This window comes from Kitasatospora sp. NPDC127035 (assembly GCF_042726075.1).
GTDB lineage: Bacteria > Actinomycetota > Actinomycetes > Streptomycetales > Streptomycetaceae > Kitasatospora.
In genome coordinates, this window is record NZ_JBHXDN010000029.1 from 1 (window position 1) to 18,656 (window position 18,656).

Genomic DNA, 18,656 nt, shown 5'->3' on the forward strand with positions numbered 1-18,656 from the left:
GACACCCCCGTCGTCACCCTCGACGCCCGACGCCGGGACAGCGCCAAGAGCGCCCTCATCACCCTCGTCGAACACGCCCTCCTCGCCCGCCTCCGGTGAGACGGGCGCGTACGGCGACGGTGCGCGCGACAGCGGTGCGGCCCGCGGACCCTCCGGTCCACGGGCCGCACGGTCACGCCGGTCACTCGGTGACGGGCTCCAGACCGGACCGGAGCAGGCCGTAGGTGTAGGCGTCCTCCAGGGCGAGCCAGGAGGCGGTCACCACGTTGTCCGCCACCCCGACCGTGGACCAGGCGGAGGTCCCGTCGGTGGTCTCGATCAGCACCCGGGTCTTCGAGCCGGTGCCGTGCTGGCCCTCCAGGATCCGGACCTTGTAGTCGACCAGCTCCAGCTTGGCCAGCTGCGGGAAGATCCGCTCCAGCGCCGTGCGCAGGGCCTTGTCCAGCGCGTCGACCGGACCGTTGCCCTCGCCGGTGGCGATCATCCGCTCGCCCTTGGCCCGGAGCTTGACGGTGGCCTCGTTCCCGGTACTCCCCTCCGGGCCCTGCTCGCTGATGGTCCGCCAGGACTCCAGGGTGTAGAAGCGCGCGCGGTCGCCCCGCACCTCGTCGCGGAGCAGCAGCTCGAACGAGGCGTCGGCGGACTCGTAGGTGTAGCCGAGGCTCTCCTGCGCCTTGACCCTGGCCACCACCCGTCCGGCGAGGTCGCGGTCGGTCGAGAGGTCGTAGCCGAGCTCCTTGCCCTTCAGCTCGACGGAGGCCCGGCCGGCCATGTCGGAGACCAGCATCCGCATGGTGTTGCCGACCGTCTCCGGGTCGATGTGCTGGTACAGGTCCGGGTCGACCTTGATCGCCGAGGCGTGCAGGCCCGCCTTGTGGGCGAACGCGGAGAAGCCGACGTAGGGCTGGTGGGTGGAGGGGGTCAGGTTGACCAGCTCCGCGACGGCGTGCGAGATCCGGGTCATCTCGGCCAGCTTGCCGGCGGGCAGCACCCGGCGGTCGTACTTGGTCTCCAGCGCGCCGACCACCGGGAAGAGGTTGGCGTTGCCGACCCGCTCGCCGTAGCCGTTGGCGGTGCACTGGACGTGGGTGGCGCCCGCGTCCACCGCGGCCAGGGTGTTGGCGACGGCGCAGCCCGTGTCGTCCTGGGCGTGGATGCCGAGCCGGGCCCCGGTCTCGCGGAGGACGTCGGCGACGATGTCGTGCACGCCGGCCGGCAGCATCCCGCCGTTGGTGTCGCAGAGCACCACCACGTCGGCGCCGGCCCCGTGGGCGGCCCGGACCACGGCGAGGGCGTAGTCCCGGTTGGCCTTGTAGCCGTCGAAGAAGTGCTCGCAGTCGATGAAGACGCGGCGGCCCTGGGCGCGCAGGTGGGCGACGCTGTCCCGGATCATCTCCAGGTTCTCGTCCAGCGTGGTGCGCAGCGCCAGCTCGACGTGGCGGTCGTGGGCCTTGGCGACCAGGGTGACGACGGGCGCGCCCGAGTTCACCAGGGCGGCGAGCTGGGGGTCGTCGGCCGCGTTGCCGCCGGCCCGGCGGGTGGCGCCGAAGGCGACGAGCTGGGCGTTGGCCAGGTCCAGCTCGGTGGCGGCGCGGGCGAAGAACTCGGTGTCCCGGGGGTTGGCGCCGGGCCAGCCGCCCTCGATGAAGCCGACCCCGAACTCGTCCAGGTACCGGGCGATGGCCAGCTTGTCGGCCACCGTGAGGTTGATGCCCTCGCGCTGGGCCCCGTCGCGCAGGGTGGTGTCGAAGACGTGGAAGGCGTCGTCTGGGAGGTTGCTCGCCTGGGTCATGACCCTGGGTTCTCCGTTCCGGGAGGTCGGGTGCTGCTCTGCCGGTTCTGATCCGGCTCCACTGTCCAGCATCCCGCGCGCTCCCCGGTGTCCCTCGGCCCCTTGTGGGGGCTCCGGCCGGTCCGGGGGAAACAAAAAGACCCCTCGCGGGTGCGAGAGGTCTGCGCGCGGGTCTGGACGCTGGTGGTCGCTCCGCATCGGGTACTGCGGGAGCGGTCACTGCGGACCGGCGCGCCTGCTGCTAATAATCAGCGAAAGCGAGGACACGCTCGCAGTCTGGCACACCGATCCGGGATCCGGCCGCCCCGTCTCGGTATCCGGAACGGGGGCCGCGGCCGCGCGACGGGTCCGCCCGGTGGACGGCGCGCGACGGGCCGGCGCGCGGCCCGGGCGGCTCCCGTTCCGTCCGGGAGCCCGCCGCGGCGGGCTCCCGGACGTGCCGCTCGCGGCGGTCAGACGATCTTGTGCAGCCAGCCGTGGGTGTCGGCCGCCTGGCCGCCCTGGATGGCCAGCAGGGTCTTGCGCAGCTCCATGGTGACCGGGCCGGGCTCGCCGGCGCCGACGGTCCAGTCGCCGCCGCGGGACTTGACCGAGCCGACGGGGGTGATCACCGCGGCGGTGCCGCAGGCGAAGACCTCGGTGAGGGTGCCGTCGGCGTTGCCCTGCTTCCACTCCTCGGTGGAGATCTTCCGCTCCTCGACCGCGTAGCCGAGGTCGGCCGCGAGCTGGAGCAGCGAGTCACGGGTGATGCCGGGCAGCAGGGCGCCGGACAGCTCCGGGGTGACGATCCGGGCGTCCGCACCCTCGCCGAAGACGAAGTACAGGTTCATGCCGCCCATCTCCTCGATCCACCGGTGCTCGGCGGCGTCGAGCCAGACCACCTGGTCGCAGCCCTTGGCGGCGGCCTCGGCCTGGGCCACCAGCGAGGCGGCGTAGTTGCCGGCGCACTTGGCGGCGCCCGTGCCGCCCGGGGCGGCGCGGACGTAGTCCTCGGAGAGCCAGACCGAGACCGGCTTGACGCCACCGGAGAAGTAGGCGCCGGCCGGGGAGGCGATGATCATGAAGAGGTAGGAGTTGGCCGGGCGGACACCCAGGCCGACCTCGGTGGCGAACATGAACGGGCGCAGGTAGAGGCTCTGCTCGGCCTCGTTCGGGACCCACGCCTGCTCCTGCTGCACGAGCAGCTCGACCGCCTCGACGAAGGTCTCGACCGGCAGCTCCGGCATCGCCAGGCGGCGGGCCGAGGACTGGAAGCGGGCCGCGTTGGCCTCCGGGCGGAAGGTCGAGATCGAGCCGTCGGCCTGGCGGTAGGCCTTGAGGCCCTCGAAGATCGCCTGACCGTAGTGGAGGGTCATGTTGGCCGGGTCGATCTCCAGCGGCGCGTACGGCGCCAGCTGGGCGTCGTGCCAGCCCACGCCCTCGGTCCAGCGGATGGTGACCATGTGGTCGGTGAAGACCCTGCCGAAACCCGGGTTAACCAGTCGGGCCTCGCGCTCCGCGTCGGAGAGCGGGTGGGCGGAGGGCTTGAGGTCGAACGTGATGGGCGCCTGGGTGGGCGTGCTCATGGCTGTGTGTCCTTCACCGTGGGGTTGGTCCGGGCCGCCTCCGCCGGGTGAGCGTTTCGGTGGATTTCCCCGAAACGGACGCACAACGGCACGGCCCACTGTCGATACTCGCATCCAGAGGGCCGTGCCGAACAGTCGCCGGCTCCTCGGAGAGCCGCAAGCTGCCGTTATGGGGTCCGGCCCACCGGCCGGAACACCGTCTGTCGGTTCCGGCCCTGCCAGGCCGGACTACCTTCTTTCGGTTCCGGCCTAGCCGGATACTCGGGCGGCGAGCGCGTCGCCGACCTGGGCGGTGGTGCGGGTTCCGGTCCGCTCGGTGAGGTCCGCGGCGACCGCGGCCTCGATCCGGGCGGCCTCGGCGGCGAGGCCGAGGTGCTCCAGCAGCATGGCGACCGACAGCACGGTGGCGGTCGGGTCGGCCTTGCCCTGGCCCGCGATGTCCGGCGCCGAACCGTGCACCGGCTCGAACATCGACGGGAACGCGCCGCTCGGGTTGATGTTGCCGCTGGCGGCCAGGCCGATCCCGCCGGTGACGGCGGCGGCCAGGTCGGTCAGGATGTCGCCGAACAGGTTGTCGGTCACGATGACGTCGAACCGCTCGGGCTGGGTGACGAAGAAGATGGTCGCCGCGTCGACGTGCAGGTAGTCGGTGGTGACCTCGGGGAACTCCCGGCCGACCTGCTCGAAGATCCGGGTCCACAGGTGGCCGGCGTGCACCAGCACGTTGTTCTTGTGGACGAGGGTGAGCTTCTTGCGCGGCCGGGCGGCGGCACGCGCGTACGCGTCCCGGACGACCCGCTCGATGCCGAACGCGGTGTTCAGGCTGACCTCGGTGGCCACCTCGTGCTCGGTCCCGGTGCGCAGCGAGCCGCCGTTGCCGACGTACGGGCCCTCGGTGCCCTCGCGGACGACCACGAAGTCGATGTTCGGCTCGCCGGCCAGCGGGGACTTCACGCCGGGGAAGAGCCGGCCGGGGCGGAGGTTGATGTGGTGGTCGAAGGCGAACCGCAGCTTGAGCAGCAGCCCCCGCTCCAGGACGCCCGACGGGACGCTCGGGTCGCCGATGGCGCCGAGCAGGATCGCGTCGTGCGCCTTCAGCTCGGCCAGGACGCTGTCCGGCAGCGTCTCGCCGGTGCGGTGGTAGCGCCGGGCGCCGAGGTCGAACTCGGTGGTCTCCAGCTTCACGTCGGCGGGGAGCACCGCACCAAGGACCTTGAGGCCTTCGGCCACCACTTCCTGGCCGATGCCGTCACCGGGGACAACTGCGAGACGAATCGTGCGAGACATGCTCGGAGGCTACTCCGCCGTCCCAGAGCCTGACATCTGCCGTCCACTATCCGGACATAGCCGCCCGGAAGCGATCAGGTCAGATCGATGTCGACCGGGAAGGGCCGGTTCAGCCTCAGCTGCTTGTGATGGATGCCGGTGGGGCCGTAGAGGCCGGTGGCCGGGTCGATCTCGAAGGTGTGGACGATCGGACGCCCCTCGTCGCACTCGACCCGCCAGAAGTGCGGGATGCCCGCCCTCGCGTACTTCCGCGGCTTGACCTCCCGGTCCCGGTCCCGCGATTCCTCCGAGACGACCTCGACGGCGAGCAGGACGTGTTCGGCGTCGAAGGTCGTCTGGAGATACCCGGTGTCCGAGGACGCGTTGACGACGAGCAGGTCCGGCTCCGGACGGTTCCGCCGGTCGATGGTCACCGTCATCCCGGGCCAGACTTCCCACCCGTCCGGAACAGCCTGTTCCAGCGCACGCTCCAGCAGGCGCTTCGTCCTCACGCGGAACTTCGTCTGCGGACTCACGAAGACCAGGCGCCCGTCGAGCAGCTCGGTGTGCGGCGGGAGATCCTGCAGCCGGTCGAGGTCCTCGGCGGTGTAACCACCGGCGGGGGGCCGAATCCAGTCGGGGTACGGCACGACGCTCATGGTTCCTCCCATGCGGGCATCCTCGTGGCTGATCTCAGGCCACTCGGGCCGACCGTCCCGATCTTCCACCTTTCGAGGGAGCGCCCGGCTGTTTGCGGGCGCCCCCTCCTCGGGGTCACGGCAGGGTCAGGACCTGCCCCCTCCGGCCGTCCGGGTTGAAGTGGTGGAGCAGGAACAGGCGGGACGTGTCGCCCTCGGTGCGGCGGATGTCGAGGACGGTGCCGGGCCCGGCCGGCGCGGCGACGGCCGCCGGGCCGCCCTGACCGGTGCGGACGTCGACAGCCGGTTGCAGGACGTCGACGGTCAGCGTGGGCCGGGTGCCGCGCAGGCCGATCGCCGAGAAGGCCCCGGCCGGATCGGGCTTCCCCGCGCCGGCCACACCGGTCCAGAGCGCGTAGCGGACGGTGCTGTGACCCGCCCGCACGCCCGGCAGGACGGCCAGCCGGACCGGGAGGACCACCGCGTCGCTGTCCAGCAACGCCGTGTCGGTGTCCCCCCAGCGCGCGTTGAGCGGCTGGACGCCCAACTCGGCGCCGGTGCGGGCGTCGAGCGCCCGGGCCACCAGGACGTCGCTGCCGCGCTGCCGGTCGGCCTTGACGATCACGTCGGTGGCGCCGTCCCCGTCGGTGTCGAGCGAGGCCCGGACGCCGAACAGGCCGACCGGGGTGGCGGCGGGCGCCCAGACCTGGGCCCCGAGGTAGAGCACGCCCTCGGCGAGCGGGTCGCCGGCGACGGCGGGAGCGTCGGTGGCCGCGCCGGCCGCCCGCAGGTTGGCGGCCCGGTCCCCGGCGCGCTCGACGCAGACGTCCTGGATCCCGGCGGCCTCGTCCGTGCTGTCGTCCGGCACGATGCCGGCGCCCGGGCCGACCGCCGCACCGCTGTCCGGCGGGCAGTCGGGCCAGCGGGCGGCCTCCCCGCCCAGGGCGAAGGCGCTGAGCAGTCCGGGCCGGTCGCCGGGCGCGGCGGTGCCGGAGAGGGCGGCCAGGGCGTTCGCGCGGATGGTCCGGACCGGAGTGGTGGCGGTCAGCTCGGAGGCCGCTCGCGGGGCCGCGAGGACGGGCACCCGCAGCTCGGGGACGGCCGGGTCGTCCGGGGTGAGCAGCAGCCGGCCGGAGAGCTCGCCCCGGTAGGTGCGGGCCTTGCCGCCCTGGAGGGTGGCGATGGTCGGGTCCGGGACGCGGCCGAGCTGTCCGGGGACCGCGAGGGTGACCCGGACCCGGGCGCTGCCGCCGGCCGGGACGTCGACCCGGCCGGGCGAGACGTCGAAGCGGGCGCCGGGCAGTTCGGTCGCGGCGGCGTAGCCGGTGCGGTACACGACCGGGGAGCCGGAGAGGTTGCGCACCTCGACCTCGCGGTCGAGGGTGAGCGGTCCACCGACCGCCACCGGGCCGAAGGAGACGCCGACGGCGCCCTCCACCGCGCCCGCGCCCGCCGCGTAGGCGACGGCGGGGGTGCGGACGGCGCGGTCCACCCGGGCCCGGCCTGCGCCGGTGCGTTCGGGGCCGTAGACCGGGCCGGTGGCGCCGTCGCCGGCCCAGGTGTCGCCGGCGGTGTTCATCAGCGCGGCCTTGACCTGCTCGACGGTCCAGTCGGGGTGGGCGGCGCGGACCAGGGCGGCCAGGCCCGCGGTGTGCGGGGTGGCCATCGAGGTGCCGTCCTCGCGCTGGCCGCCGCTGCCGCTGCCGACCTTGGCGGACCAGATGGTCTCGCCGGGGGCGGCCAGGTCGGGCTTGACCACGCCGGGCACGCCGATGCCCCGGGAGGTGAAGTCGGTGAGGGTGTCGAGGCGCTGCGGCTGGTCCTGGGGGACGACGCCGTGCAGCGGGTTGCCGGGTGCGGCGAGCCGGACCCGGACCGGGCCGGCGGCGGCGCCCTCGCGGAGCCGCGCGCCGTCGGCGCGGGCGAGCAGGGCGAGCGGGACGCGGTCGTTCCCGGCGACCTCGGCGAGGTGGTCGTCGTCGGCGGCGAGCAGCGCACCGATCGCGCCGGCCTCGGCGACGTGGTCGGCGCGGGGGCCGGAGCCGCAGGCGCGCTCGGATTCGCGGGTGCGCCAGGCGAGGACGGCGATCTTTCCGCCGATCCGCTGCCGGTCGGCCTCGGAGAAGGCCGTGCAGCCGTCGGACTGGTCGGCGGGCAGGGCCAGCGCGCCGGTCACGTCGGCGGTGGACCAGTCCTGGTAGCGGGCGCTCCAGTGGGCGGGGACGACGCCGGCGAGCGGTTCGGGGTCGAGCACGGTGATGCCGTCGGCGTCGCTGTGCGGGTCGACGGAGGCGGCGACGGCGACGGCCCGGGCGGCGGTGCCGGGGCTGCCGCCGATGCCGTGGACGTCGCCCTCGTTGCCGGCGGCGGCGACCACGACGGTGCCGAGTTCGGAGAGCCGGTCGACGGCGAGGGCGTCGGCGTCGTCGGTGGAGCCGAAGCGGCTGCCGAGCGAGAGGTTGAGGACGTCGAGCCGGTCGCCGAGGTCGCCGTCGCCGTCGGGGTCGGCGGCCAGGTCGAGGGCCTGGGCGAGCTGGTCGGTGGAGCCGTCGCAGCCGAAGACCCGGATCGCGTAGAGCTGGGCGCCGGGTGCGGCGCCGGGGCCGACCCTGAAGCCGGCCGGGTCGAGGCCGGGCCGGTAGGGACCGGTGTAGGGGCGTCCGTCGGTGGTGACGCCGAGGCCGGCGGCGGTGCCGGCGACGTGGGTGCCGTGGCCGTTGCGGGCGCAGTCGATCGGGTTGTCGTCGGGGCGGGGTTCGGGCTGGTAGTGCGGGGAGGCCGGGTCGGGGTTGTAGTCGTCGCCGACGAGGTCCCGGCCGCCGACCACCTTGGCGTTGGGGAAGAGGCCGGCGGGCGCGGGCTTCGCGCCGTCCACCGCGGTGAAGGCCTCCTCGGTGCCGGGGCCGCCGAAGTCGGCGTGGGTGTAGTCGATGCCGCTGTCGGCGACGCCGATCCGGACGCCCCCGCCGGTGTTCCCGGCGGCGCCGGAGGAGGTGTCCGCGGAGGCCCCGGACCAGACCTCGGGCGCGCCGGTCACCGGCACGGAGTGGGCGTTGGCGCGCTGCTTGCGGACGATCGGGCGGACGGCCGCGACCCCGGGCAGGGTGCGCAGCGCGGGCAGCCGGTCGGCGGGCACGGTGACGGCGAGGCCGGTGAGCAGGGTGCGGGTGCGGTAGAGCTCCCGGGCGGCGGGAGCGACGCCGCGGACGGCCTCGGCGAGCCGGTCCAGGGCCGCGGAGGCCCGGGCCCGCTGTCCGGCTCCGGCCCGGGCCGCCTCGCCCCGGACGGCCTCCGGGGAGCGCTGGGCCCGCCGGGCCTCGGCGCCGGCCCGGCGCCAGGCGGGGGCGACGGCTTCGGTGCGGAGTTCCAGCAGGACGGAGGCCGGGGCGCCGGCCGCGGCCGTGCGGCCCGGCGGGGCGCCCGGTGGGCTGCCGGCCGCCGGGGCGGCGGTGAGCAGGATCGGCCCGGCCAGGAGGCTCAGGACGAGCCCGATCCGGACGAGCGGTCGACGGACGGTCGGCTGACGCATGGGACCCTCTCCCCCGGCCGGGGGAGCTGATCCGCATGTCGCGCCGCTGACGCCCGCCCGCGCGGCCGTCGATCACCCTTCCGGGGGCCCCAAATTAGGAATATCGCGCCGGTCAGGGCGAGCAACATCCCCCGAACGGTGGCGACTTGCACTCTCCCGAGTGACCCGCCGTCAGCCCGGTCGGCCTATTCGGAGGATGAACGCGGATCCTGCGGATCCGGTCGTCCGGAGGGGACGGCGAGCCCGCCGGAGGCGGGCCCTCCCGTCAGGCGGAGGCCCTCCCGTCAGGCCAGGGCCCGCCCGTCAGGCGCGGCCGGCCGACCCGCCGTTGTCGCGGCGGTCGAGCGCACGCTGCAGCGCGGCGGCGGCGAAGGGGTTCGGCTCGGCCGTCCGACGGCGGCGGGGGGCGCGGGTCGTGGCGGTGGCGGCGGCGGAAGCGGCGTGGCGGTCTGCGGTCGGGGACATGCCGGGCTCCTTGGTTCGTTGCGTGCCGGGGAAGGACGCGGTGGAGGGTGTGCGACGGGGGGACCCGTGCGAAGCGCGCCGCACGGGGGCGGCGGCGGGTCACGGGACGGCACGCCGGGCGGGGATCACCCGCCCATCGGGCATGCGGGGCCGTCCGGGCCGAACGCCCTGGCTGCAGGGGCGGCACACCGTACGGTCCCTCCACGGTACGACCGGGGCGCGGCCGTGTCTGCACGAATACTTGGATTTCCTACTATCTGAGACGCGGGTCACCCGGAGGAAAGCAGCAGGGCCCGGACCACCGTGCGAACGGTGGTCCGGGCCCTGCCGGCGGGGCGTTCCGGGGCTCAGTCGCCCAGGTCGACCGAGCGGGCGAAGCGGGCGCCGATCTCGCCGGCGATGGCGGTCAGGACGTCCTGCGGGATCTGGCTGTCCACGGTGATGGAGGCCAGCGCGCCGCTGCCGTCACGGGCGACCTGCATGCCGGCGATGTTGACGCCGGCGTCGCCGAGGTGGCGGCCGAGGACGCCGACCACGCCCGGGCGGTCCTCGTACTTGAAGAAGGCCATGTGGTCGGTGAGCGCCACGTCCACGTCGAAGGCGTCCACGCCGACGATCTTCTGGGTCTGCTTCGGGCCGGACAGCGTGCCGGAGATGGCGATCTCCTCGCCGCTCGCCAGGGTGCCGCGCACGGTGATCACGTTGCGGTGCTCCAGGCTCTCGCTGGACGTGGTCAGGCGCACCTCGACGCCGCGCTCCTGCGCGAACAGCGGGGCGTTGACGTAGGACACCGTCTCCGCCACGACGTCCTCGAACACGCCCTTGAGCGCGGAGAGTTCGAGCACCTTCACGTCGTGCTGGGTGATCTCGCCGCGCACCTCGACGTCGAGCCGGACGGCCACCTCGCCGGCCAGCGCGGTGAAGATCCGGCCGAGCTTCTCGGCCAGCGGCAGACCCGGACGGACGTCCTCGGCGATGACGCCGCCCTGGACGTTGACCGCGTCCGGCACCAGCTCGCCGGCCAGCGCCAGCCGGACCGACCTGGCGACGGCGATGCCGGCCTTCTCCTGCGCCTCGTCGGTGGAGGCGCCCAGGTGCGGGGTGGCCACCACGTTGTCGAAGGCGAACAGCGGCGAGTCGGTGCACGGCTCCTTGGTGTACACGTCGAGGCCGGCGCCGGCCACCCGGCCGTCGCGCAGCGCGGAGGCGAGCGCCTCCTCGTCGACGATGCCGCCGCGGGCCGCGTTGACGATCCGGACGCTCGGCTTGACCTTGTGCAGCGCCTCGTCACCGATCAGGCCGATGGTCTCCGGGGTCTTCGGGAGGTGGACGGTGATGAAGTCCGAGACCTCCAGCAGCTCCTCCAGGGAGACCAGCTTGACGCCCATCTGCGCGGCGCGGGCGGCCTGGATGTAGGGGTCGTACGCGACGATCTTCATACCGAACGCGGACATCCGCTGCGCGACCAGGACGCCGATCCGGCCGAGGCCGACCACGCCGAGGACCTTCTCGCTCAGCTCGACGCCGGTGTACTTGTTGCGCTTCCACTCGCCCTGCTTGAGCGCGGCGTTGGCCGGCGCGATGTTGCGGGCGACCGAGATCAGCAGGCCGCAGGCGAGTTCGGCGGCGGTGACGATGTTGGAGGTCGGCGCGTTGACGACCATGACGCCGGCCTTGGTGGAGGCGGCGACGTCCACGTTGTCCAGGCCCACGCCGGCACGGGCGACGACCTTCAACTTGCGTGCGGCGGCCAGTGCCTCGGCGTCGATCTTGGTGGCCGAGCGGATCAGGACGGCGTCGACGTCCGCGATGGCGGTCAGCAGCTCGGTGCGGTCCGCGCCGTTGCAGTGACGGATCTCGAAGTCGGGACCGAGGGCGTCGACGGTGGCGGGCGACAGCTCCTCGGCGATCAGTACGACGCCGGATTTCACAGTGTTAGCAGTGCTCACGACAGTGTTGTCCTTAACTGTCCGGTTCTCCCCGGCACGTAGGTGGCGTGGAAGGCGGGGGGAAGGTGGCATGCCGCGTAGGTAGACGCACGACGCTGTGGGCCTGACGCGCACTCGGAAGTGTATCGACGGGCTGGGTACCAGGCTGCTCCCGTCCGGCGAAATCACCCGGACGGGAGCAGCCTAGTTGTACAAGGGCGTCACAGGAGCGGTGAGGCTCAGGCCTCTTCCTTGACCCAGCTCATCAGCTTGCGGAGCTTCTTGCCGGTGGTCTCCAGCAGGTGGTCCTCGTCGGCCTTCTTGTACTCGTTGTACTTGGGCAGACCGGCCTTGTACTCGGCGATCCAGGTGTTGGCGAAGGTGCCGTCCTGGATCTCGGTGAGGACCTTCTTCATCTCGGCCTTGGTGGCGTCGGTGATGATGCGGGGGCCGGTGACGTAGTCGCCCCACTCGGCGGTCTCGGAGACCGACCAGCGCATCTTCTCCAGGCCGCCCTCGTACATCAGGTCGACGATGAGCTTCAGCTCGTGCAGGCACTCGAAGTAGGCGATCTCCGGCTGGTAGCCGGCCTCGACCAGGGTCTCGAACCCGGCCTTCACCAGGGCGGCGGTGCCACCGCAGAGGACGGCCTGCTCACCGAACAGGTCGGTCTCGGTCTCCTCGGTGAAGGTGGTCTTGATGACACCGGCCTTGGTGGCGCCCAGGCCCTTGGCGTAGGACAGCGCCAGGGCGAACGCGTTGCCGCTGAAGTCCTGCTCCACGGCGACGATCGCGGGGACGCCGCGACCCTCCTCGTACTGGCGGCGGACCAGGTGGCCCGGGCCCTTCGGGGCGACCATGCAGACGTCGACGTCGGCCGGGGGCTTGATGAAGCCGAAGCGGATGTTCAGGCCGTGGCCGAAGAACAGGGCGTCGCCGGCCTTCAGGTGCGGGGCGATGTCCGCCTCGTACACGTCGGACTGGATCGGGTCCGGGACGAGGATCATGATGACGTCGGCCTCGGCCGCCGCCTCGGCGGGGGTGACCACGCGCAGCCCGGCCTCCTCGGCCTTCTGGCGCGACTTCGAGTCGGGCTTCAGGCCGACCCGGACGTCCGCGCCCGAGTCGCGCAGGGACAGCGCGTGGGCGTGGCCCTGGCTGCCGTAGCCGATGACCGCGACCTTGCGGCCCTGGATGATGGACAGGTCGGCGTCGTCTTCGTAGAACAGCTCGGCCACGGGGGCACTTCTCCTTGCGTGGTGGTGTTGCCGGGTACTGCGGTTCCAACCGTACGTGGACCCGGCGGTGCGGTGGGACGGTGCTTCAGGGTGTGAGACGGACCGCGGTGTCGCGCGCCGGCACGCCGCCCGGGAGGGTGGTGGCGGGCGGCCGGCGGGGCGCTACGCGCTGCGGTCGAGGGCGCGCAGCGAGCGGTCCGTGATCGAACGGGCGCCGCGGCCGATGGCGACCAGACCGGACTGGACGAGCTCCTTGACGCCGTACGGCTCCAGCATCCGGAGCATGGCCTCCAGCTTGTCCGAACTGCCGGTGGCCTCGATGGTCACCGCGTCCGGGGACACGTCGACCGTCTTGGCGCGGAACAGCTGGACGATCTCGACGATCTGCGACCGGGTCTCACTGTCGGCGCGGACCTTCACCAGGACCAGTTCCCGCTGGATCGCAGCGGACTGGTCGAGTTCGACGATCTTTATCACGTTGACGAGCTTGTTGAGCTGCTTGGTGACCTGCTCCAGCGGGAGGTCCTCGACGTTGACCACGATCGTCATCCGGGAGACGTCCGGGTGCTCGGTGGGGCCGACGGCGAGGGAGTCGATGTTGAAGCCCCGACGGGAGAACAGCGAGGCGATGCGGGCGAGCACGCCGGGCTTGTTCTCGACCAGGACGGAGAGGGTGTGCTTGGACATGGGTCTCTGTTCCCTAGGTCGTTCTGGAGGTGGGGGCTTCAGTCGAGGTCGTCGCCGAAGTCGGGGCGGACGCCCCGGGCGAACAGGATCTCGTCGTTGCTGGTGCCGGCCGCGACCATCGGCCAGACCATGGCGTCCTGGTGGACGATGAAGTCGATGACCACCGGGCGGTCGTTGATCTCCATCGCCTGCTTGATCACCGCGTCCAGGTCCTCCGGGCGCTCGCAGCGCAGACCGACACAGCCCATCGCCTCGGAGAGCAGGACGAAGTCGGGGATCCGGGTGCCCTGGGCCGGCGGCTCGATGCCGTCGTGCTCCGGCCCGGAGTGCAGCACGGTGTTGGAGTAGCGCTGGTTGTAGAACAGGGTCTGCCACTGGCGGACCATGCCCAGCGAGCCGTTGTTGATGACCGCGACCTTGATCGGGATGTCGTTCAGGGCGCAGGTGGCCAGTTCCTGGTTGGTCATCTGGAAACAGCCGTCGCCGTCGATCGCCCAGACCGCGGTCTCCGGGCGGCCCGCCTTGGCGCCCATCGCGGCCGGCACCGCGTAGCCCATCGTCCCGGCGCCGCCGGAGTTCAGCCAGGTCCCCGGCTTCTCGAACCGGATGAACTGCGAGCTCCACATCTGGTGCTGGCCGACGCCCGCCGCGTAGATCGCGTCCGGGCCGACCAGCCGGCCGATCCGCTCGATGACCTGCTGCGGGGAGAGCTGGCCGCCCGGGGCGGGCTCGTGGCCCAGCGGGTAGGTCTTCTTCCAGGCGTCGAGCTTCTCCCACCAGTCCGCGTAGTCGCCCTTGTGGCCGGCGTCGAACTCGGCCTGCACGGCGACGATCAGGTCGGCCAGCACCTCGCGGGCGTCGCCGACGATCGGCACGTCGGCGGGGCGGTTCTTGCCGATCTCGGCCGGGTCGATGTCGGCGTGGACGACCTTGGCGTGCGGCGCGAAGCCGTCCAGCTTGCCGGTGACCCGGTCGTCGAAGCGGGCGCCGAGGGTGAAGAGCAGGTCGGACTTCTGCAGTGCGGTGACCGCCGGGACGGAGCCGTGCATGCCGGGCATGCCCAGGTGCTGCGGGTGGCTGTCCGGGAAGGCGCCGAGCGCCATCAGGGTGGTGACCACGGGGGCGCCGGTCAGCTCGGCCAGGATGCGCAGTTCGGCCGTGGCACCGGCCTTGATGACGCCGCCGCCGACGTAGAGGACCGGGCGCTTGGCGGAGACCAGCAGCCTCGCGGCCTCGCGGATCTGCTTGGCGTGCGGCTTGGTCACCGGACGGTAGCCGGGCAGCGACGTCTCGACCGGCCAGCGGTAGGTCGTGGTGGCCTGCAGGGCGTCCTTGGCGATGTCGACCAGGACCGGGCCGGGGCGGCCGGTGGCGGCGATGTGGAACGCCTCGGCGATCACCCGGGGGATCTCGGCCGGGTCGGTGACCAGGTAATTGTGCTTGGTGATCGGCATCGTGATGCCGCAGATGTCCGCCTCCTGGAAGGCGTCCGTGCCGATCGCCTTGGAGGCGACCTGGCCGGTGATCGCGACGATCGGCACCGAGTCCATGTAGGCGTCGGCGATCGGGGTCACCAGGTTGGTGGCGCCCGGGCCGGAGGTGGCCATGCAGACCCCGACCCGGCCGGTGGCCTGCGCGTAGCCGGTCGCGGCGTGGCCGGCACCCTGCTCGTGGCGGACCAGGATGTGGCGCACCTTGACGGAGTCCATCAGCGGGTCGTACGCGGGAAGGATGGCCCCGCCCGGGATACCGAAGACGGTGTCCGCGCCCACGGCCTCCAGCGAGCGGATGAGCGACTGGGCGCCGGTCATGGTCTCGACGACGTGCTGGGGAGCGGGAGCGTGGGCGGCCGGGGTGTCCCCGCGGCGGGGGGATGCGGCGTGCTCAGTCATCTGCCTGTCTCTTCTCGGTTCTTGCCGGCCCGGTGGTTCCGGGCCCCGGTAGGTCGAGGGTGGGGTCCCGCTTGCGGGCCGATCGCCGGCTCTGCCCCAATCGTCCCAATTCGAGGGGCTCGGGGCCAGGGGTCTTGCGGTGGTGGAACAGCGTCAGTGCAACAAAAAACCCCTCGTGCCAAGGGCATGCGAGGGGTGGCGCGTCGGTCTGTCACGAACGGGGCGAGGCCCGCTCAGCCGACGCGCCCGCCAAGTACGAGAATTCGGGTGCGCATGGCAACGACCTTCCTCCCGTCAAGGGTCGACTGTCAAGCAGGTGGGACGACAGTCTCGCCATGCGGACCCGCTCCCGGACCTGCGGCGGCTCGGTGTTCGGGCAGGTCGGGGCCACCGTGGTGAGGTGCGACACGTCCCGGCGCACCCTCGCCGCCGCCACTCGTACGGGCGTCCGCGGCGAGGAAGGCCCGCCGCGCCGCGAGGGCGCCGACCGGTCTCGGCAGCGGGTAGGAACGGCGGGCCAGCGCGCGTCTCAGCCGGGTCTCGTCCAGCGGCGGGGCGAAGGCCGAACCCTGGCCCTGCCGGCAGCCCAGTTCCTGCAGCACGGCCATCTGCCGGGGCAGGTCGACGCCCTCGGCGGCGGTGACCAGCCCGAGGTCGCGGCCGAGCCGCAGGGCGTGCCCGGCGAGGGTCCGGCTGAGCGGGGACTCCCCCAGGTCCTGGACGAGCGTGCGGTCCAGCTTGAGGCCGTCGAACGGCAGCCGGGCGAGCGCGCCGAGCGAGCCGTTGCCGGCCCCGAAGCCGGCCAGCGCGGTGGAGACGCCGAGCATCCGCAGGGCGCCGAGCCGGCGGCCGAGCTCGTCCGCCAGGGTGTCCGGCCCCATCCGGGCCACCTCGATGACCAGCTGGCCGCCGGGCAGCCCGCTGTCGCGCAGCGCCGCGACCACCGCCTCGTACAGGCCCGGCGCGCAGAGCCGCTCGGCGGAGAGCCGGATCGAGACCGGGACGGGCGGCGGCGCCGGGCGGCCCCTGAGCGGCAGGCCGCGGCGCAGTGCGGCGGCGGTGACCGCCTCGCGGATCAGCCAGCGGGAGAACCGGGTCGCGGCGTCGCCGTGCTCGGTGGAGCGCAGGAACTCGGCGGGGGTGAGCAGCAGGCCCTGGGCGGAGCGCCAGCGGGCCTGCGCCTCGACGCCGGTGACCACACCGTTGGCGAGGTCCACCACCGGCTGGTGGAGCAGGGTGAAGCCGCCCTCCCGGACAGCCGCCCGGAGCCGCTCGTCGAGTTCGGTGCGGCGCTCCAGGTCGGCGCGCATGGCGGGGGTGTAGAGCACCACCCGGCCCTTGCCCTCGGACTTGGCCCGGTACATCGCGAGGTCGGCGTTGCGCATCAGCTCGTCGGTGGCGGCGCGCGGGTCGGCGGCCGGGCCGCGTTCGGGGGTGCCGAAGGCGATGCCGATGCTGGCGGCCACGCTGAGTTCGACGCCGCCGATCCAGTACGGCTCGGAGAGCGCCGTCCGCAGCCGGTCGGCGAGCTCCTGGACCTGGAGGCGGCCGAGCGGGCCGCAGACCAGCGCGGCGAACTCGTCGCCGCCGAACCGGGCGACGGTGTCCCCGCAGCGGACGGCGGACTGCAGCCGGCGGGCGGCCCGGACGAGCAGCTCGTCGCCGACCTGGTGGCCGGCGGTGTCGTTGACGGCCTTGAAGCCGTCCAGGTCGAGGAAGAGCACCGCGACCCCGGCGCCCGCCTCGTCCTGCTGGCTGCGGGTGGCGAGGGCGGCGCGCAGGCGCTGGGTGAACAGCGCCCGGTTGGGCAGGTCGGTGAGCGGGTCGTGGAAGGCGTTGTGCTGCAACTGGGCCTGGAGTATCACGCGTTCGGTGACGTCCCGGCTGTTGAGGATCAGACCGTCGCGGTACCGGTCGACGGTCGACTCGACGTGCAGCCACTCGCCGTCACCGGAGCTGATCCGGCACTCCACCCGGGCGGCGGCCGGTTCGGCGCCGCCGGGGTCGCGGTGGGCGGCGAGCCGGCCGCGGGCCAGGAAGCGGCGGACCTCCAGCAGCACCCGGTCGACGTCCTCGGGGTGGATCAGGTCGAGCAGGTTGCCGCCGACCAGCTCCTCCGGGTCGCGCCCGTAGACGCCGAGCGCGGCCGGGGAGACGTAGGAGAGCACGCCGTTGGCGCCGGCGATCATGATGACGTCGCTGGAGCCCTGCACCAGGGAGCGGAAGTGCGCCTCCTTGTGGGCGAGTTCCTGGGCCAGTGAGAGGTTGTCGAGCAGCATGATGCCCTGCCGCAGGATCAGCGCCAGGCCGACGGTGCAGGCGGCCGAGGCCACCACCCGGTCCAGCGACCGCCCGCCGAGGGCGTTGTAGAGGATGCCGGCGGTGCAGACGGCGGCGGCCGCGTACGGGGTGAGCGCGCTGAAGGTGGTGGCGACCCGGCGCCGGGGCAGTCCACCGAGCGCCGGGTGCTCGCGCAGCGGGCGGCGCCACCGCGGGGACCACGGCGCCCAGGCGAGCAGCAGGCTGCCGGCGAACCAGCCGGCGTCCAGCAGTTCGCCGGAGTGGTAGCTGCTGCGCAGCTCGGGCGAGGTGAACAGGGCGTCGCAGAGCACCGTGACGGCGAGGCCGACCATGGCGGTGTGGACGGCGGCCCGGTTGCCGTCCCGGCCGCCGAAGCGCAGCCCGACGACCAGCGAGACCAGCAGGATGTCCAGGACGGGGTAGGCCAGGTTGAGGGCCAGCCGGAGCGGGGAGCCGTCCTCGCCGGCGGCGGTGCGGCCGAGCGCGAGGCTCCAGCTGAGGGTGAACAGCGAGCCGGCCACCAGCCAGCCGTCCAGCAGCAGGCAGAGCCAGCCGGCGGCGGTGCGGGGGCGTTGGGCGAGCACCAGGACGCCGGTGATGGCGAGCGGGGCGAACAGCAGGAAGGCGTACTCGGCGAGCGAGTTCGGCGGCAGCGGGGTCCGCTCGACCAGCTCGTACCAGCCCCAGGTGCCGTTGCCGAAGGCAACCATGAGCGAGGAGAGGCCGAACAGCAGCCAGGCCGGGCGGGCGTGGCCACCGACCGTGCAGCTGTACGCGAGGCAGGAGAGCGCGGCGGCGAGGGCCGCCGCGGCCAGACCGAAGTCGCCCATGAAGACGGCGATCTGGTGCGAGCCCCAGCCGAGCGCCGCACCCAGGGCGTAGGCGAGGCAGAGCACGCCGAGGGCGGCGCCGGGCAGGTTGCGGCTGCGGAGCGCGCGGCGGGCCGGCCCGAACCGGCCGGCCGCGCCCGGAACGGCGGGGCGGGCGGCGGTGGCCCGGTCGGCGGCACGGCCGTTGGCCCGGTCGGCGGCCGGGCGGTCGACGGCGGCGTGGTCAACGGCAGGGCGGTCGCGGGTGGGCCGGTCGGCGGCGGGGAAGCGGTCCCGTTCCGGCCGGCCGGCGGTGGGCGGCCCGGTCGCGGGCAGGTCGGTGTCCGGCACCTCCGGCCGTCCGGCTCCGGGCAGCACCGCGTCGGTGGGGCTCACTCGGCCTCTCCCCCTCCGGCCCGGGGCCTGGCGCCCCGGCCACGGACCACCGGCCGCACGCCTGGTGGCCGTACGCGGTGACCTGGCGCCCCGTCAGGGCGGTGGCCCAGGGGGTGGGCGGCCTGCAGGCCGGCCCGCCGCACCGATGTT

General features: G+C 73.4%; 11 protein-coding genes and 1 pseudogene. 1 reads left to right on the forward strand and 11 read right to left on the reverse strand.

Annotation, left to right across the window (positions count from 1 at the left end; all coding sequences use genetic code 11):
- Positions 1-99: pseudogene (locus ACFWIC_RS20665) on the forward strand (ATP-binding protein); the annotation flags it as partial.
- An 82-nt stretch (positions 100-181) separates the two neighbouring features.
- Here ACFWIC_RS20665 and cimA read toward each other — a convergent pair.
- The 11 genes from cimA to ACFWIC_RS20720 form a co-directional block, all read right to left on the reverse strand.
- Complete coding sequence (gene cimA / locus ACFWIC_RS20670; RefSeq protein ID WP_329952170.1) at positions 182-1,792, reverse strand: citramalate synthase; 1,611 nt, start codon at positions 1,790-1,792, stop codon at positions 182-184.
- A 452-nt stretch (positions 1,793-2,244) separates the two neighbouring features.
- Complete coding sequence (locus tag ACFWIC_RS20675) at positions 2,245-3,357, reverse strand: branched-chain amino acid aminotransferase (RefSeq protein ID WP_329882922.1); 1,113 nt, start codon at positions 3,355-3,357, stop codon at positions 2,245-2,247.
- A 249-nt stretch (positions 3,358-3,606) separates the two neighbouring features.
- A complete protein-coding gene (locus tag ACFWIC_RS20680; protein WP_380519671.1) occupies positions 3,607-4,644 on the reverse strand; it encodes a 3-isopropylmalate dehydrogenase in 1,038 nt (345 codons plus the stop codon).
- 74 nt (positions 4,645-4,718) lie between these two features.
- Positions 4,719-5,294, reverse strand: a complete 576-nt coding sequence (locus ACFWIC_RS20685; protein WP_380519672.1) for a Uma2 family endonuclease — start codon at positions 5,292-5,294, stop codon at positions 4,719-4,721.
- 103 nt (positions 5,295-5,397) lie between these two features.
- Positions 5,398-8,790 (reverse strand): S8 family serine peptidase, encoded by a 3,393-nt coding sequence (locus ACFWIC_RS20690; RefSeq protein ID WP_380519673.1) that lies wholly within the window; start codon positions 8,788-8,790, stop codon positions 5,398-5,400.
- A 303-nt stretch (positions 8,791-9,093) separates the two neighbouring features.
- Positions 9,094-9,255 carry a hypothetical protein gene (locus ACFWIC_RS20695; protein ID WP_329882925.1) on the reverse strand — a complete coding sequence of 54 codons (162 nt, stop codon included), beginning with the start codon at positions 9,253-9,255 and terminating at the stop codon, positions 9,094-9,096.
- Positions 9,256-9,602: 347 nt separating this feature from the next.
- Positions 9,603-11,204: a phosphoglycerate dehydrogenase gene (serA, locus tag ACFWIC_RS20700; protein ID WP_329882926.1), complete on the reverse strand. Its 1,602-nt coding sequence runs from the start codon at positions 11,202-11,204 to the stop codon at positions 9,603-9,605.
- 218 nt (positions 11,205-11,422) lie between these two features.
- Positions 11,423-12,421, reverse strand: coding sequence for a ketol-acid reductoisomerase (gene ilvC, locus ACFWIC_RS20705; RefSeq protein ID WP_329882927.1), 999 nt, complete (start codon positions 12,419-12,421; stop codon positions 11,423-11,425).
- A gap of 162 nt (positions 12,422-12,583) precedes the next feature.
- On the reverse strand, positions 12,584-13,108 hold the full coding sequence (gene ilvN / locus ACFWIC_RS20710; protein WP_329882928.1) for an acetolactate synthase small subunit: 525 nt from the start codon (positions 13,106-13,108) through the stop codon (positions 12,584-12,586).
- A gap of 38 nt (positions 13,109-13,146) precedes the next feature.
- Positions 13,147-15,000, reverse strand: a complete 1,854-nt coding sequence (locus ACFWIC_RS20715) for an acetolactate synthase large subunit (RefSeq protein ID WP_329882929.1) — start codon at positions 14,998-15,000, stop codon at positions 13,147-13,149.
- Positions 15,001-15,308: 308 nt separating this feature from the next.
- Positions 15,309-18,197 carry a putative bifunctional diguanylate cyclase/phosphodiesterase gene (locus ACFWIC_RS20720; protein ID WP_380356380.1) on the reverse strand — a complete coding sequence of 963 codons (2,889 nt, stop codon included), beginning with the start codon at positions 18,195-18,197 and terminating at the stop codon, positions 15,309-15,311.
- Positions 18,198-18,656: the final 459 nt, after the last annotated feature.